The 15,386-nt window shown below is 75.3% G+C and carries 14 protein-coding genes; 7 read left to right on the plus strand and 7 right to left on the minus strand.

Annotated features, from left to right (window positions below; all coding sequences use genetic code 11):
• Positions 1 to 582 precede the first annotated feature (582 nt).
• Positions 583 to 903 (plus strand): hypothetical protein, encoded by a 321-nt coding sequence (locus tag AC6H2I_RS27675; RefSeq protein ID WP_497504005.1) that lies wholly within the window; start codon positions 583 to 585, stop codon positions 901 to 903.
• 79 nt (positions 904 to 982) lie between these two features.
• Positions 983 to 2,266, plus strand: a complete 1,284-nt coding sequence (locus AC6H2I_RS27680; RefSeq protein ID WP_497504056.1) for an amidohydrolase family protein — start codon at positions 983 to 985, stop codon at positions 2,264 to 2,266.
• Here the strand turns inward: AC6H2I_RS27680 and AC6H2I_RS27685 are convergent.
• Together AC6H2I_RS27685 and AC6H2I_RS27690 are read right to left on the minus strand one after the other, a co-directional pair.
• Positions 2,244 to 2,603 (minus strand): putative quinol monooxygenase, encoded by a 360-nt coding sequence (locus AC6H2I_RS27685; protein WP_497504006.1) that lies wholly within the window; start codon positions 2,601 to 2,603, stop codon positions 2,244 to 2,246. The two genes, AC6H2I_RS27680 and AC6H2I_RS27685, sit on opposite strands and share 23 nt — an antisense overlap.
• Positions 2,604 to 2,618: 15 nt before the next feature.
• A complete protein-coding gene (locus AC6H2I_RS27690) occupies positions 2,619 to 3,035 on the minus strand; it encodes a hypothetical protein (RefSeq protein WP_497504007.1) in 417 nt (138 codons plus the stop codon).
• A gap of 116 nt (positions 3,036 to 3,151) precedes the next feature.
• Between AC6H2I_RS27690 and AC6H2I_RS27695 the strand changes: the two genes are divergently transcribed.
• From AC6H2I_RS27695 to AC6H2I_RS27705, 3 genes are all read left to right on the plus strand, one after another.
• Positions 3,152 to 3,949, plus strand: coding sequence for an MmyB family transcriptional regulator (locus tag AC6H2I_RS27695; RefSeq protein WP_497504008.1), 798 nt, complete (start codon positions 3,152 to 3,154; stop codon positions 3,947 to 3,949).
• A 96-nt stretch (positions 3,950 to 4,045) separates the two neighbouring features.
• Positions 4,046 to 5,080, plus strand: coding sequence for an aldo/keto reductase (locus AC6H2I_RS27700; protein ID WP_497504009.1), 1,035 nt, complete (start codon positions 4,046 to 4,048; stop codon positions 5,078 to 5,080).
• 301 nt (positions 5,081 to 5,381) lie between these two features.
• Entirely contained in the window at positions 5,382 to 5,876 is a 495-nt protein-coding gene (locus AC6H2I_RS27705; protein WP_497504010.1) for a PadR family transcriptional regulator, read from the plus strand.
• 31 nt (positions 5,877 to 5,907) lie between these two features.
• On the opposite strand, the gene AC6H2I_RS27710 is transcribed toward AC6H2I_RS27705, so the two are convergent.
• The 3 genes from AC6H2I_RS27710 to AC6H2I_RS27720 form a co-directional block, all read right to left on the minus strand.
• The gene (locus tag AC6H2I_RS27710; RefSeq protein WP_497504011.1) at positions 5,908 to 6,096 is read right to left on the minus strand and encodes a 4-oxalocrotonate tautomerase; all 189 of its coding nucleotides are present in this window, start codon (positions 6,094 to 6,096) and stop codon (positions 5,908 to 5,910) included.
• 40 nt (positions 6,097 to 6,136) lie between these two features.
• A complete protein-coding gene (locus AC6H2I_RS27715) occupies positions 6,137 to 6,337 on the minus strand; it encodes a helix-turn-helix transcriptional regulator (protein ID WP_497504012.1) in 201 nt (66 codons plus the stop codon).
• 238 nt (positions 6,338 to 6,575) lie between these two features.
• Positions 6,576 to 7,367, minus strand: a complete 792-nt coding sequence (locus AC6H2I_RS27720; RefSeq protein WP_497504013.1) for a class II aldolase/adducin family protein — start codon at positions 7,365 to 7,367, stop codon at positions 6,576 to 6,578.
• A gap of 137 nt (positions 7,368 to 7,504) precedes the next feature.
• Here AC6H2I_RS27720 and AC6H2I_RS27725 point away from each other — a divergent pair, with 137 nt between their 5' ends.
• Positions 7,505 to 8,815, plus strand: a complete 1,311-nt coding sequence (locus AC6H2I_RS27725; RefSeq protein WP_497504014.1) for a cation:proton antiporter — start codon at positions 7,505 to 7,507, stop codon at positions 8,813 to 8,815.
• Between the two features lie 87 nt (positions 8,816 to 8,902).
• Here the strand turns inward: AC6H2I_RS27725 and AC6H2I_RS27730 are convergent, their stop codons facing one another.
• Positions 8,903 to 10,057 carry an amidoligase family protein gene (locus AC6H2I_RS27730; protein ID WP_497504015.1) on the minus strand — a complete coding sequence of 385 codons (1,155 nt, stop codon included), beginning with the start codon at positions 10,055 to 10,057 and terminating at the stop codon, positions 8,903 to 8,905.
• A 296-nt stretch (positions 10,058 to 10,353) separates the two neighbouring features.
• Between AC6H2I_RS27730 and AC6H2I_RS27735 the strand changes: the two genes are divergently transcribed.
• Positions 10,354 to 14,538, plus strand: coding sequence for a CHASE domain-containing hybrid sensor histidine kinase/response regulator (locus AC6H2I_RS27735; RefSeq protein ID WP_497504016.1), 4,185 nt, complete (start codon positions 10,354 to 10,356; stop codon positions 14,536 to 14,538).
• Between the two features lie 64 nt (positions 14,539 to 14,602).
• Here AC6H2I_RS27735 and AC6H2I_RS27740 read toward each other — a convergent pair whose 3' ends face one another.
• Positions 14,603 to 15,313, minus strand: a complete 711-nt coding sequence (locus AC6H2I_RS27740; protein WP_497504017.1) for a GntR family transcriptional regulator — start codon at positions 15,311 to 15,313, stop codon at positions 14,603 to 14,605.
• Positions 15,314 to 15,386: the final 73 nt, after the last annotated feature.

Genomic DNA, 15,386 nt, shown 5'->3' on the forward strand with positions numbered 1-15,386 from the left:
AGACGCTCTCTGGGAGGCCATTCGACAGGGCATCGACGCAATCACGTCGGCGGAGTGCGTCAACTTCTTCGCCGCCGCCGGATATGACTGCGATTGAGAAGAAAATGCTCTGGCCGGCTTGCCTGGACACCATGCGCTTCCAGCACGCGGGGAGGTGCGACGCCGCCCATCGGCGCCCCCACCCCGCCGCCCCGCGGCGGCCGGCAGTGGCCTTGTCGAAAAGGCGGGTCGCGCGGCGCCTCACCGGAACGGAGGAGTTGTCACGACAGCCGCCTTGGGCGATGGTCGGAGCAGGGCCCGCTCCCTGTCCCGTGGGGGAACGTGTACCGCGTGGCAGCGTAGCGCCGTCGGCTACAATACCGGCCGCGGTGGCACCGGGTCCGCCCTCACCCTTGACCGTCCGGTCGAACGCCGTTCGCCGCCCCGTCTTCCGGCGGCCGTTCTGCGCGACCCGTCCCCCCGCTGATCCGGACCATCTGTCGGTCACAAGCGGCCAAGAGAAGCGACGCCCCCGCTCGTCTTCGCTGCGGATGATGCGCAGGCCGACCGCGTCCCAGGCCCTTGTGAAGCGGAGGCCGGTCAATGACCGCCAGCGTGTCGATCCTTACCGAACTCTTCAACGCCATCGTGGTCGCCAACGGCGGTGGCGACTCCGCGATCGTCCTGACCGCGGACATCGCGCTGGGCGGCGCCAAGCTGCCGCCGCTTCTCGTCAGTATGACGATCGACGGCGGTGGCTTCACCATCGACGCCGGCGACGAGACCCGCGTGTTCTATGCGCACACGGGCACGGTGGCGATCGCCACCCTGATCATCGACAACGCCGTCGCCACGGGCGGCGCCGGCGACGGGCTGCTCGGCCCGGATTTGGCCGGTCTGACCAGCGCCGTCGTCGCGGGGTGACGGGCCGGCGGGCTGTTGCCGGCGGGTGCGGTGCGCTACCATGGCCGGCACCGACCGCAACCCCTTGGGGACCCCGCCGATGTTCGACCTCGTCCTGCGCCGCGCCACCCTTCCCGACGGCCGCACCGGCATGGACATCGGCATCACCGGCGGCCGCATCGCCGCCGTGGAGCCGAACCTGCCGGGCAGCGCCGGCACCGAGATCGACGCCACCGGGCGGCTGGTGACGCCGCCCTTCGTCGACGCCCATTTCCACATGGACTCGACGCTCAGCTATGGCCTGCCGCGGGTCAACCGCTCCGGCACGCTGCTGGAGGGCATCGCGCTGTGGGGGGAGCTGAAGCCGCAGCTGACCCAGGACGCCATCGTGGAGCGGGCGCTGGCCTATTGCGACTGGGCGGTGGCGCGCGGCCTGCTGGCGATCCGCAGCCACGTCGACGTCTGCGACCCCCGCCTGCTGGCGGTGGAGGCGCTGCTGGACGTGAAGGCGCGCGTCGCCCCCTACCTCGACCTGCAGCTGGTGGCGTTTCCCCAGGACGGGGTGCTGCGCGCCCCCGGCACGGTGGAGCTGCTGACGCGGGCGCTGGACATGGGGGTCGAGGTGGTCGGCGGCATCCCCCATTTCGAACGCACCATGGCCGAGGGCGCGGAGTCCGTGCGCCTGCTGTGCGCCATCGCGGCGGAGCGCGGCCTGCTGGTCGACATGCACTGCGACGAGAGTGACGACCCGCTGTCGCGCCATGTCGAGACGCTGGCCTGCGAGACCCAGCGCCTGGGCCTGCACGGGCGGGTGACCGGGTCGCACCTCACCTCCATGCACTCCATGGACAACTACTACGTCTCCAAGCTGATCCCGCTGATGGCGGAAGCCGAGCTGGGGGTGGTCGCCAACCCGCTGATCAACATCACGCTCCAGGGCCGCCACGACACCTACCCCAAGCGCCGCGGCATGACCCGGGTGCCGGAGCTGATGGCCGCCGGCCTGACCGTCGCCTTCGGCCACGACTGCGTCATGGACCCCTGGTACCCCCTGGGCTCCGCCGACCTGCTGGAGGCCGCGCACATGGGCCTGCACGTCGGCCAGATGACCGGCTCCGACGCCATGCGCGCCTGCTTCGCCGCGGTCACCGAGAACCCGGCGCGGCTGCTGCACCTCGACGGCTATGGCTTGGCGCCGGGCTGCCACGCCGACCTGGTGGTGCTGCAGGCGGCCGACCCGGTGGAGGCGCTGCGCACCCGCGCCGCCCGCCTGTTCGTGGTGCGGCGTGGCGCGGTGGTGGCGCGCTGCGCCCCGGTGGAAAGCACGCTGTCCCTGCCGGGGCGCCCGCAGCGGGTCGACTTCACCCTGGCGCCGCGGGGCTGACCCCGCCGCGCGCCGTGGCCACGGTCCCGTCGCCGCGCAGGGGCTGCCACACCGCGACCCGCCGCGGTTCGCGCAGCAGGCCGGGCAGGGCGGCCTCGTAGGCCGCGCGGTAGGGCCGGGCCAGCTCCACCCGCACCACCTCGTCGAGGTCGCGCCACGTCTCGTGGATCATGAAGCGGGCGGGGTCGGCGGGATCGCGGTGCAGCACGGCGTTGACGAAGCCGGCCTCGTGGCGCATGGCGTCCAGCACGGGGTGGAGCAGGGCGAGGAACGCCTCCTCGCACCCGGGGTGGACGGCGAGGTGGACGAGGAACGCGACGCCGGTCGGGGGGGCCATCGCCGGGCCTCCCACTCAGGCCGCCGGCGCGGCGTGGCCGCGCCGCAGGCACAGCGCCTCGACCTCCGCGAAGCCGAGCACCAGGGCGGCCTGGGCCAGGACGAAGACGGTGCCCAGCGCGGTCGGCGCGACGCCGCCGGAGAGCAGCAGGGCGACGCTTCCCACCGCCCACAGGGCGTTGCCGGCGACCACCGCCCAGGCCGCCGGGCGGGGGGCTGCCGGGCGGGAGGCCAGCCAGGCCACGGCGACGGCGCAGGCCAGCAGGACGGCACCCGCCGCCTCGAGCAGCGCGACCGGCAGGCCGAGCGGCCCGGCGAGCGCGCGGCCGCCGGCCAGCAGCACCAGGCCGGCGACGGCGCAGGCCGCGGCGTCGGCCGCCAGGACCGGGCGCAGCAGGGCGGGGGACAGAGCGGGCAACCGGTGGCGTTTCATGACGACCTCCCAGGGATCGGCGGTGGGCAATGGTGGCGAGGATGGCGCCGCCGGCGCGGCGAAGCGATTACCTCGGGCGTAATGGAGGTGCCGCCGCACAGCGGCTATGCTGCGGCATGACCAGCCTCGACCCGCCGGCGTCGGCCGGATACTCCCCCGGCGACCTGCTGCGCGTGTGGCGCCGCCGCCGCCGCCTCAGCCAGCTCGACCTCGCCTGCGAGGCCGCCATCTCGACCCGCCACCTCAGCTTCCTGGAGACCGGGCGGGCGCGGCCGAGCCGCGACATGGTCCTGCACCTGGCCGCGCACCTCGGCATGCCCCTGCGCGACCGCAACGCCCTGCTGCTGGCGGCCGGCCACGCCCCGGTGTTCCCCGAACGGCCGCTGGCCGATCCGGCGCTCGGCGCGGCCCGGCGTGCGGTGGAGCGGGTGCTGGAGGGGCACGAGCCGCACCCCGCCCTCGCGGTCGACCGCCACTGGACCCTGCTGGCCGCCAACCGGCCGGCCGGCCGGCTGATGGCCGGCGCGGCACCGGCGCTGCTGGCCCCGCCGGTCAACGTGCTGCGCCTCAGCCTGCACCCCGACGGGCTGGCGCCGCGCATCGCCAACCTGGCGGACTGGCGGGGCCATCTGCTGGACCGCCTCGCCGTGCAGATCGCCGCCACCGCCGACCCCGTGCTGGAGGCCCTGCGCGCGGAGCTGGCGGCCTTCCCCGTGCCGGCGGCGGCGGCGCCTCACGACGATCTCGGTGGCATCGCCGTGCCGCTGCGGCTGGTGGTCGGCGGGCGGGTGCTGTCGTTCCTCAGCACCACCACCGTGTTCGGCACGCCGCTCGACGTCACCCTGGCCGAGCTGGCGGTGGAGGCGTTCTTCCCCGCCGATGCCGCGACCGCCGCGGCGATGCGGGAGTTGTGAAGTCACGTCACAAATGCTGGTCCGACGCGCCGTCTGTCTCATCGCCGCCGTGCCGCCTATCCTTCCCGCCACACCACCGCCACGGGGAGAAGGATCATGGAGCATCGTCGTCTCGGGGCCTCCGGCCTGAGGGTTCCGGCGCTGAGTTTCGGCGCCGGAACCTTCGGCGGCCGCGGGCCGCTGTTCGGCGCCTGGGGGACCAGCGACGCCGCGGAGGCGCGCCGCCTCGTCGACGTCTGCCTGGAGGCCGGCGTCACCCTGTTCGACACCGCCGACGTCTATTCCGACGGCGCGTCGGAGGAGGTGCTGGGCGCGGCCATCAAGGGCCGGCGCGACGCCGTTCTGCTGTCCACCAAGACCGGGTTGCCCATGGGCGACGGGCCGAACGACGCCGGGACCTCGCGGTTCCGCCTGCTGCGCGCGGTGGAGGGGGCGCTGCGCCGCCTCGGCACCGACCGCATCGACCTGCTCCAGCTCCACGCCTTCGATGCGGGAACCCCGGTCGAGGAGGTTCTGGCGACGCTGGACACGCTGGTGCGGGACGGCAAGGTCCGCTACGTCGGCGTCTCCAACCTCGCGGGGTGGCAGATCATGAAGTCCCTGGCGGTGGCCGAGCGCCACGGCTGGCCGCGCTACGTCGCCAACCAGGTCTACTACTCCCTGGTCGGGCGCGACTATGAATGGGACCTGATGCCGCTCGGCCGCGACCAGGGGCTGGGGGCGCTGGTGTGGAGCCCGCTGGGCTGGGGCCGTCTGACCGGCCGCATCCGCCGCGGCCAGCCGCTGCCCGCCGGCAGCCGCCTGCACGAGACCGCCGGCTTCGGCCCGCCGGTGGCGGAGGAGCGCCTGTTCGCCGTCGTCGACGCCCTCGACGCGGTGGCCGCCGAAACCGGGCGGACGGTGCCGCAGATCGCGTTGAACTGGCTGCTGGGGCGGCCCACCGTGGCCTCGGTCATCATCGGAGCGCGCACGGAGGTCCAGCTCCGCGACAACCTCGGCGCCGTGGGCTGGGCGCTCAGCGACGACCAGCGCGCCCGTCTCGACGCCGCCAGCGCGGTGACCGCGCCCTATCCCCACTTCCCCTACCGCCGCCAGGAGGGCTTCGCCCGCCTCGACCCGCCGCTGGTGTAGGCGACCGGCTCAGCGGTGCGCGTCAAGACGACGGCGCCGCGACAGCCGGCGCGTGACGGACCGGCCGCGCGGGATCACATCCCCCTTGCATCGGATGTCAAAACGATATATCGTTCGATTCAGTCAACGATAGGAGTTCGACATGCGTATCGAAAGAGGAAATCACTGCGGGCACGGGCACGGGCACGGGCACGGGCACGGGCACGGGCACGGGCACGGGCACGGGCACGGGCACGGGCACGGGTGGCACGGGGCCGGGCGAGGCGGAATGGGCGGCGGTGGCCGGTTTGGCGGCGGCGGCATGGCGGAGGGCTTCGGGCGCGGCGGCCGCCGCGGTGGCCGGGTCTTCGGCCCCGGCGACCTGCGTCTGGTGCTGCTGGCGCTGGTGGCCGAGCAGCCGCGCCATGGCTACGAGCTGATCAAGGCGATCGAGCAGCGTTTCGGCGGCGGCTATGCCCCCAGCCCCGGCTCGGTCTACCCGACCCTGACCCTTCTGGAGGAGCTGGGCTACGTCCAGTCCAGCGCCAGCGAGGGGGCGAAGCGCCTGTTCACGGTCACCGCGGCGGGCTCGGCCCATCTCGCCGAGAACCGGGCGGCGGTCGACGGGGTGATGGCCCGCATGGAGCTGGCGGCGCGCGCCATGTCCGGCGACGCCCTGCCCGAGGAGGTGCACCAGGCCATGCACACCCTGCGCGCGGCGCTGTCGTTCCACCGCGCCGGCTGGACCGCGGCGGAGACGGAGCGGGTGCGGGACATCCTGGAGCGCGCGGCCCGGGCGGTCGCCGATGGCGCCTGAGCCGCACGGCGGCCCAGGCGCCGGAGCGCGATCACTCGTCGTCGGACCACAGCTTGCCGGCGGACGCCCAGTTGGTCTTGCTGACCTCGTGGAAGACCACGTCGACGGCGTCGGCCTGGCAGCCCAGCGTGGCCACCGAGGCCTCCGTCAGGGCCCTGGCATAGGCGCGCTTCTGCTCCTGGCTGCGGCCCTCGAAGAGCTGCACGGTGATGATCGGCATGGGGGTCTCCTTTGGTTGCGCGGGGGATCATCCGGCGCCGTTACGGCGTCTCGTCGTCGAGAAACAGCGATTCCACGGGACGGTCGAACAGCCGTCCCAGCTTCAAGGCGAGGGGCAGGGAGGGGGCGTAGCGGCCGGTCTCGATGGCGTTCACGGTCTGGCGCGACACCCCCAGACGCTCGGCCAGCGCCGCCTGGCTCCAGCCGCGGCCGGTGCGCAGCTCGCGCACGCGGTTCCTCATTCCCGGGCCGTCCCGCGCCAGGGGACGACGGCGCCCCCCAGGCTGCACCGGGCCCGCCCGGCGGCCATCACCGGCCACACCACACCGCCGCCGCCGCCGCCGCCGCCGGATGACGCCGCCGGATGACGCCAGCGCACCGCGAATCCCGCCATCGCCACCCCCTGTCGTCTGGAAAGCGTCCTTGACCCTGGCACGGGGTGGATCGTCTGTCAAACCCCCTTTACGGCCGAGCTCCGGGTCAGGTGGCGTAGTCCGGACACAGGCGGTCGAGGCGGCGCAGCAGGGCCGGCCATTCGTCGGCGCCCTCGGGGTCGGGGTCGGCGGTGAGCTGGCGGTGGGTCAGCGCGCACACCGCCGGCGCCGGCATCAGCAGCGGCGCGCCGGTGGCCTGGGCGGCCAGCTGCATGCGGCAGGCCTTGTCCAGCATGTCCATCAGGACGAACGCCTCGGCCACCGTGCGCCCGGCCACCAGGCTGCCGTGGTTGTGCAGCAGCATGGCGCGGCGCTCGCCGAGCGCCGCGACCAGCCGCCCGGTTTCCGCCGGGTTCAGGGCCAGCCCCTCATAGGCGTGGTAGGCGAGCGCGCCGTGGAACCGCAGGGCGTGCTGCGACAGCGGCAGCAGACCGCCCTCGAGCATGGAGACCGCCACCGCCGCCTCGTTGTGCAGGTGCATGACGCACCGCGCGTCGGGGCGGGCGCGATGCACCGCGGCGTGGATGACGAATCCGGTCGCGTTGACCGGCGCGTCGGTCCCGTCGACCACCCGGCCGTCCAGGTCGATCTTCACCAGGTTCGACGCGGTCACCTCGTCGAAGGTCAGGCCGAAGCGGTTGATCAGGACGTGCCCCGGTTCCCCCGGCACGGCCGCGGAGAGGTGGGTGTAGATGAGGTCGCCCCAACCGCGCTCCGCCACCAGACGGTAGGCGGCGGCGAGGTCGACCCGCGCCGCCCATTCGGCGTCGCCGGGACGGGGGCCGGGACGGGCGCCGGGAGTCGGGGGGCCGGAAACGGCGGCGGAGGGCTGGGACACGGGCGGTCTCCGGCAGGCGGGGGCGGGTGGCGGCGGTGGCCGGAATACTGGCATGCCAAATATTGAGCGGTCCACCCCGAACCCTTCGCGCCCCGGCGGCGTTGCCTCTGTCCGGTCATGCCGCCGCGGAGTCGTCCTTGGAGCCCTACATCGTCGTCCTCACCGGCGTCGGCCTGCTGATTTTGATGGTGGCATGGCTGCCCATGCTGCTGCGCGAGCTGCCGCTGTCGCTGCCCGTGTTCTGCGTCGGCGCCGGGTGGTTCGTGTTCCACGTCCTGGCCCCGGCCGGGGATGAGCCGCCGCATCCCCTGCGCTTTCCCGAGATCACCGAGCGCCTGACCGAGCTGGTGGTGATCGTGTCGCTGATGGGGTGCGGGCTGAAGCTCGACCGGCCGCCGGGCTGGCGCGCCTGGCGGGTGTCCTGGCGCCTGCTGGCGGTCGCCATGCCGCTGTGCATCGCCGCCCTGGCGCTGCTGGGGTGGGCGCTGGCCGGGCTCGGCCTCGCCGCGGCGGTCCTGCTGGGCGCCGCACTCGCCCCCACCGACCCGGTGCTGGCGTCCGACGTCCAGGTCGGGCCACCGCGATCGGGCGAGGAGGACGAGGTGCGCTTCGGCCTGACCTCGGAGGCCGGGCTGAACGACGGGCTGGCCTTTCCCTTCGTCAACCTGGCCATCGCCCTGGCGATCGCCGCCGCCGGCGACGCGCCGCAAGGGTGGGGGTGGGACTGGCTGCTGGTCGACGTGGTGTGGAAGCTGGCGGCCGGCGCGGTGCTCGGCTGGGGGCTGGGGGCCGGACTGGGCTGGCTCACCTTCCGCCTGCCCAACCGGGCGCGGCTGTCGCGCACCGGCGACGGCTTCCTGGCGCTGGGCATGACCTTCCTGGTCTATGGCCTGACCGAGATGGCCCATGGCTACGGGTTTCTCGCCGTCTTCGTGGCGGCGCTGGCGTTCCGCCAGGCCGAGCGCAATCACCGCTTCCACGACCGCCTGCACGATTTCGCCGAGCAGACCGAGCGGTTGCTGATGATGGTCGTGCTGGTGCTGTTCGGCGGCGCGCTCGGCCACGGGCTGCTGGACCCTCTGACCTGGGGGGCGGCGGCCTGTGGCCTGCTGTTCCTGGGCGTGGTGCGCCCGGTGGCGGCGTGGCTGGCGCTGCGCGGCACCGGCCACACCGGCGGCGAGGTGGCGGCGCTGGGCTTCTTCGGCATCCGCGGGGTCGGCACCTTCTACTACCTCGCCCACGCCCTCGGCGAGGCGCCCTGGGCGGAGGCGGAGCGGGTGTGGGCGGTCGCCGGATTCGTCGTCCTGGTGTCGGTGGTGGTGCACGGCACCACGGTCACACCGGCGCTGCGCCTGCTCGACCGCGGCCGGGCGCCGGCCGGCGCCCGCGGCCAGCACCGCCGCCGGCCGCTCGTCCGGCTGCTGCGCGCCGTCGCCGGCGACCGCTGAGCAGGGTGTCCGAACGCCGCCCACCCATGGGCGGGCTCGGACACCCTGCACAACCGGCTGAGGGCGCGGCCGCCCGGCGCCCCCGGCTCACGCCACCCGGCGCGGTGCCTGGGGGGCGCCGCGGCGCCGCGGCGGATGCGCCGCCGCCGCCGGCACCGCGCCGGCACGTTCCAGCGCCGCCGCCCAGGCGTCCGCGTCCCCGGCGAAGGCGCGACGCCGGCGGGCGAGCTCGGCCAGCCGGTCGGGGTCGGCGGCCAGGCGTTCCACCAGCACCCAGCGGTTCCAGTCCGCCGCCGGGCTCCACCCCGCCTCGCCGACCCGGGCCAGCGGCAGCCGGCAATGGAGGGCGGGGCGCGGGTTGATCTTCTCGTGCGGCAGGCGGGCCCGGACGAGCTCGGGGTGCAGGTGCATCAGCACCGGCAGCAGGTCGAGACCGCGGTCGCGGCTGGGATTGGCGTCGAGATAGGCCGTCGCGAACGAGGCCGCGTCCGGGCGGTGCGGCGGATCGAGCAGGCTGGCCACATAGGCCGCGGGGAAGGGGGCGGGCAGGGACGCGCGGGCGGCGCGGGCGCCCGGGCCGCCCGCCCACGGCGCGAGCGTGGCGTGGCGCAGCCACGGCTCCAGCAGCGCAAAGGCCGTGAGGTGGGCGGCGAGCGTCGCGGTGGTGGCGTCGGCCCCGTCCCCGTCCTCCCGGCCGGCCCCGGCCCCGTCCTCCCGGCCGTCCCCGGCCGCCGTCCCCCCGGCCGGTCCGCCGCGGCCATCGGGCAGGTCCACGTTGAGATGGAGGCCGGGGACCCCGGCCAGCGGCCGGCGCGGGGTCGCCGCTCCGGCGGCGGCGAGCACCGCCACCGCCCGCTCCACCTCGTGCAGGCGGTCGAGCGGCAGCGGCGCGGTGATCAGCTCGTGGGGCACGAGGCGGCGGGCCGCGACCCCCAGCAGCGCGGCGCCACGCCGGCCGAGGCGCCAGGGCAGGGTGCCCGCGTGGCGCTGCGGGTGGGCGTGGCGCAGGTCGAGTTCCACCGCCAGGTCGCCCAGGGCGCTGCCGTGGACGGCCCAGGCATGGGCGTCCTCGGAGGTCACCGCACCGCCGAACGCGGCGGCCAGCGCGTGCGCCGCCGGGGCCGCGGCGAGGCCCATGAACTCCAGCTCCACGCCGACCCGGCGCAGCCCGCCCCCGGCGCGGTGCAGCAGGGGCGGGCTGTCGTAGGGATCGGCCAGGACGGCGGCGGCGGACGCGCTCACGGGGGCGGCTCCAGCGTTCGGAAGCCCAACATCTTGGCGGTGGGTCTGGCCGCTTCAAGGCGCCGTGGCCGGGGTTCCCCCTTCGGGCCACCGTGCCCCCGGCCGTGCCCCCGGCGGCGCGCGCGGCGGCGCGACTCGCGGGAAGGAAATGCACGCCCGCGGCGCAGGCGCGTGCTACAAGGACGGGAGGCCCGCGCCGGCCGCCGCGCCGGTCGCCGCGGGGCATGGCGCGGAGGATGGCGCGCCGCCAACGACGACGGAGAGGCCATGCCGGCTGGTGGGCGGGGAGAGGGGTCATGACACGGGGCGGCGCCATGCCGGGCCCGCTGCGCTGGGCGGCGGCGACCTTGGCCGCGGGGCTGGTGCTGGCGGCGCTGCTGGCGTGGGGAACGCGCGAACGCAACCGGGACCGGGTCGGGGAGGCCGTGGCGCTGCGTGCCGTGCGCATCGCCGACGCCGTGGTGGAGCGCGTCACCCTCTACCAGTACGGCCTGCGCGGCGCGCGCGGGGCGATCCTGGCCGCCGGCGAGGGCGCGGTCGACCGCGCGCTCTTCGGCCGCTACGCCGCCTCCCGCGACGTCGATGACGAGTTCCCCGGTGCCCGCGGCTTCGGCTTCATCCGGCGGGTGCCGGCCGCCGCCGAGGCGTCCTTCGCCGCCGCCGCCCGCGCCGACGGCTGGCCGACCTTCACGGTGCGCCAGCTCGCCCCGCACGACGGCGAGCGCTACGTCATCCAGTACATCGAGCCGGTCGAGCGCAACCGTCCCGCCGTTGGGCTCGACATCGCGTCGGAGCCGACGCGGCGGCGCGCCGCCGACGCCGCGGTGGCCGACGGCGCGGTCCGTCTCACCGGGCCGCTCACCCTGGTCCAGGCGGCGGGTGCGCACCAGCAGTCCTTCCTGATCCTGATGCCGATCTACCGCGGCATCGTCACCCCACCGACCGCGGCGGAACGCCGGGACGCCGCCATCGGCTGGAGCTACGCCGCGCTCAACATGAACGAGGTGCTGGGGGCGCTGCGGGTCGACACCGCCCACCTCGACCTGACCCTGCGTGACGTCACCGACCCCGCCGCCGGCGCCACGATCTACGACCGCGCCGCCGGCGACGCCGGCGCCGCCGGCGCCGGCGTCGGCGCCAGCGTGGAGCGTGACGTGTTCGGCCGGCGCTGGCGGATCGAGGTCGCGGCGCACCGCACCTTCGTGGAGGCCCTCAACCTGCCCAGCCCGGGCCTGCTCCTCCTCGCCGGGAGCGGCGCCAGCGTCCTGGCGGCCGCGCTGGCGGGGGCGGTGGCGGTGGGCCGCCGGCGGGCCCGGGAGGTCGCCCTGGCGCGGCGGCGCCTGGCGACCATCGTGGAGACCTCCGCCGAGGCGATCATCGGCGAATCCCTGGACGGCACGGTGACCAGCTGGAACGCCGCGGCGGAGCGGCTGTTCGGCCACACCGCCGGCGACGTTCTCGGGCGCCCCCTGGCCGACCTCCTGGTGCCGCCGGACCGCCGGGGCGAGCACGCCCGCGCGCGCGCCGCCGTCGCCGCCGGTGCGGCGTCGCTGGCCCCGGAGGAAACCCTGCGGCGGCGGCGCGACGGCACGCTGGTGGAGGTGGCGGAATCGGCCAGCGCGATCCACGACGACGGCGGCGCGGTGATCGGCGTCGCCTGGCAGATGCACGACATCGGCGTGCGCAAGGCCAACGAGCGCCGGATGGCCCGCTTCAACGCCCAGCTCGAGCAGGAGGTGGCGGCGCGGACGGCGGCGCTGGAAGCGGCGTTGCGCGAGAACGGCTCGCTGCTCAGCGCCATCAACGAGCACCTGTTGTGGTCCGTCACCGATCCGGCCGGGCGTATCGTCGACATCAACGAGAACCTCTGCCGCCTCGTGGGGTACCGGCGCGACGAGCTGCTCGGGCAGGATCACCGGCGCATCGGGTCCGGCGTCCACGACGCCGCGTTCTGGAGCGGCATGTGGGCCACCCTGGCGGCGGGGCGGAGCTGGCGCGGCGAGGTGTGCAACCGCGCCAGGGACGGGCGCCTGCTGTGGCTGGACAGCGTGTTCGTTCCCCACCTCGGCGAGGATGGCGCCATCGAGCGCTACCTCGCCCTGCGCATCGACATCACCGACCGGAAGGCGGCCGAGGAGGAGCGCAGCCGCGTCAACCAGCTCCTGCGCAGCGTGCTGGCCGCGGCCTCGGAGGTGTCGATCATCGCCACCGACGCCACCGGGGTCATCACCCTGTTCAACCGCGGGGCCGAGCGCATGCTTGGCTACGCCGCGGCCGAGGTGGTCGGCCGGCACACCCCGCGCCTGATCCACCTCGACGCCGAGGTCGCGGCCCATGCCGCCGCCCTCGGCGCCGCCCTGGGCGCCGCCGAGGGGCGGCCGATCGACCCGTTCCGCGCCCTCGTCCACACCGCCGAGCGGGAGGGGTTCGAGACCCGGGAGTGGACGTACGTCCGCAAGGACGGCAGCCACCTGCCGGTGTCGCTGGTGGTGACCACCATCCGCGACGCCTGGGACGGCGTCACCGGCTACCTCGGCGTCGCCCAGGACATCGGCCGGCGCAAGGAGTTCGAGGCCCGGCTGCGCCACGCCACCCGCGACGCCGAGGCGGCGAGCCGGGCCAAGGGCCAGTTCCTCGCCAACATGAGCCATGAGATCCGCACGCCGATGAACGCGGTCCTCGGCCTCACGCACCTGCTCCGGCAGACGCCGCTGAGCGTCGAGCAGCGCGACCTCGCCAACAAGATCCAGACCTCCGGACGCGGCCTGCTGTCGATCATCGACGACGTTCTCGACGTCTCCAAGATCGAGGCCGGCCGGCTGGAGCTGGAGACCGCGCCGTTCCGTCTCGACGCGCTGCTCGACGACGTGGCCGCGATCATGGCGGCGGCGGCCCTGCGCAAGGACCTGCGCCTCGCCATCCGGGTCGCGCCGGGCACGCCCGACGCGCTGCTCGGCGATGCCGCCCGGCTGAAGCAGATCCTGGTCAATCTCGCCGGCAACGCCATCAAGTTCACCGAGCGCGGCGCGGTCGTCGTCGAGGTCGATGGGCCGGCCGCCGGGGCCGGGCCGGACACCGTGCGCTTTTCCGTCAGCGACACCGGCATCGGCATTCCCGCCGACGCCCTTCCCGGGCTGTTCGACGCCTTCTCCCAGGCCGACGCCTCGACCACCCGGCGCTACGGCGGGTCCGGGCTCGGCCTCAGCATCTGCAAGCGCCTCGCCGAGCTGATGGAGGGCGCCATCGCCGTGGAGAGCCGGATGGGCGAGGGCAGCGTGTTCCGCGTCACCGTGCCGCTGGCCCGCGCCTCCGCCGGGCCGTGCGCCGCCGCCGCGGCGCCGCCGCCGCTGGCGCTGCTGGCCGTCGCCGCCGACGGGGCGGTGCGCGGCGACCTGGCCGCCGTCGGCGCCCATCTCGGCTGGTCGGTGCGGGCGGCGTCGTCGGGACGGCAGGGGGTGACCCTTCTCGACGCGGCCGTCCCCGGGACCGACGGCGTGCTGGTCGACCGCACCCTGCCGGAGGACGAGATCGCCGCGCTGCTGGCCGCGGCCCGCCGCGGCGGCCCGGAGCCGGTGCCGGTGCTGGTGGTCACCTCCTCCCACGACCGGGAGCGGGGGGCCCTGCCGGCCGTCGCCGAGGCCTGCGACGGGGTTCTGGTGGAGCCGGTGACGGCCGTGGCGGTGCGCGTCGCGGTGGACGCGGCGCAGGCACGGCGGCGCGGGCACGCGGCGGCGGGGGGGCGTGCCCGGTGGCGCCTGCGGGATCTGCGGGTGCTGCTGGTGGAGGACAACGTCATCAACCAGGAGGTGGCCCGGCGCATCCTGGAGTCGGAGGGCGCGACGGTGTCCATCGCCGCCAACGGCAGGGACGCCGTCGACCGGCTGCGGGCCGACCCGGCGTTCGACGCGGTGCTGATGGACGTGCAGATGCCGGTGATGGACGGCTACGAGGCGACGCGGCGCATCCGCGCCGATCTCGGGCTGGGCGGCCTGCCGATCATCGCCCTGACCGCCGGCGCCCTGGCCGACGAGCGCCAGCGGGTGGTCGAGGCGGGGATGACCGATTTTCTGGCCAAGCCCTTCGATCCCGAGCGGCTGGTGGCGGCGCTGGCCGACCGCCGCCCCGCGCCGCCGCCCGGTGGCGGCGCGCGGGGTGGGCCGATGCCCGGCCTCGACCCGCAGCGGGCGGCCGACCTGTTCGGCTCCGACGCGGGGCTGCTGCGCAGCTTCGTGGGCCGCCTGGTCCAGGAAGGCGCCGCCACGGTGCCGGCGCTGCGCTCCGACCTGGCCGCCGGGGACGCGGCGGCGGCCGAGCAGCGCTTGCACAGCCTGCGGGGCGCAGCCGCCAACATCGGGGCGGTCGACGTGGCGGCCGCGGCGACGGATGCCGAAGCCGCCGCGCGCGAACGCCGGGCGGGCGACGCGATCGCTGCCGTCGACCGTCTGCAAGCCGCTCTCGACGCCCTGGCCGCCGGGGCCTGAGCGATCCAGCCGGCCAGGGGCCGGGCCGGCCGCGCCGGTCCCGGCGCGCCGCACCGTGCGCCGCCTACGCCCCGACCCGGAACAACGCCGCGACGTCGCCCCGCGACGGGGCCTCCGGCGCCACCCTCAGGCGTCCCTCGATGTGGCGGAAATGCTCGGTCGACAGGGCCACGGCGCGGGCGATGTCGCGGGCCCGCAGGGCATCGACGATGGCGGCGTGCTCGTTGGCGCCGCACACCGAATCGGCGGCCGCCTCGTACACCGACACCATCACCGAGGAGCGGGTGAGCAGGTCGCGCAGGATGGCGGACAGCTGGGGATTGCCCAGGGAATCGGCAATCAGCAGGTGGAACGCCCCGGAGAGCCGGACCGACGCGGCGCGGTCGCGGCGGTCGGCCGCCCCCCGCTCCTCGGCCACATGGGCGTCCAGCCGCGCCACCAACGCGTCGTCCAGGCGGTCCGCCAGCTCGGTCAGCACGCCCGCCTCGAGCACCCGGTGGGCCTGGTAGATGGCCCGCACGTCCGCCAGCGTCGGGCGGGGAACGCGGACCCCGCGGTTGGGCACGGCCTCCAGCCGGCGTTCCGCCACCAGCCGGTGCAGGACCTTGCGGATGCGCTCGCGCGACACCCCGAAGGCCTCGGCCAGCGGGGTTTCCGCCAGCTTGGCGCCGGCCGCGATCCGCCCGTCGAGGATGGCGTTGAGGATCGCGGCGTAGACGGCCTCGTCGGTCTCGGGGGCACCCTTGCGGGGGCGGGGCGGGGCAGGGGGCGTCATGATCGGTCGCTCGCAGGCCAAAAAATGTGCACAGTCGAACGAAAAAATGTGCACATTCTTTCGCGAAGCAACC

This window comes from Azospirillum sp. NS33 (assembly GCF_059703765.1).

Bases quoted from the DNA above. Each gene is read 5' to 3' on its own strand.
- AC6H2I_RS27740 (WP_497504017.1), bottom strand. From the start codon at position 15,313: ATGACGCCCCCTGCCCCGCCCCGCCCCCGCAAGGGTGCCCCCGAGACC.
- AC6H2I_RS27685 (WP_497504006.1), bottom strand. From the start codon at position 2,603: ATGGCCCCCCCGACCGGCGTCGCGTTCCTCGTCCACCTCGCCGTCCAC.
- AC6H2I_RS27705 (WP_497504010.1), top strand. From the start codon at position 5,382: ATGGCGGAGGGCTTCGGGCGCGGCGGCCGCCGCGGTGGCCGGGTCTTC.
- AC6H2I_RS27715 (WP_497504012.1), bottom strand. From the start codon at position 6,337: ATGAGGAACCGCGTGCGCGAGCTGCGCACCGGCCGCGGCTGGAGCCAG.
- AC6H2I_RS27695 (WP_497504008.1), top strand. From the start codon at position 3,152: ATGACCAGCCTCGACCCGCCGGCGTCGGCCGGATACTCCCCCGGCGAC.
- AC6H2I_RS27680 (WP_497504056.1), top strand. From the start codon at position 983: ATGTTCGACCTCGTCCTGCGCCGCGCCACCCTTCCCGACGGCCGCACC.
- AC6H2I_RS27735 (WP_497504016.1), top strand. From the start codon at position 10,354: ATGACACGGGGCGGCGCCATGCCGGGCCCGCTGCGCTGGGCGGCGGCG.
- AC6H2I_RS27690 (WP_497504007.1), bottom strand. From the start codon at position 3,035: ATGAAACGCCACCGGTTGCCCGCTCTGTCCCCCGCCCTGCTGCGCCCG.
- AC6H2I_RS27675 (WP_497504005.1), top strand. From the start codon at position 583: ATGACCGCCAGCGTGTCGATCCTTACCGAACTCTTCAACGCCATCGTG.
- AC6H2I_RS27700 (WP_497504009.1), top strand. From the start codon at position 4,046: ATGGAGCATCGTCGTCTCGGGGCCTCCGGCCTGAGGGTTCCGGCGCTG.
- AC6H2I_RS27710 (WP_497504011.1), bottom strand. From the start codon at position 6,096: ATGCCGATCATCACCGTGCAGCTCTTCGAGGGCCGCAGCCAGGAGCAG.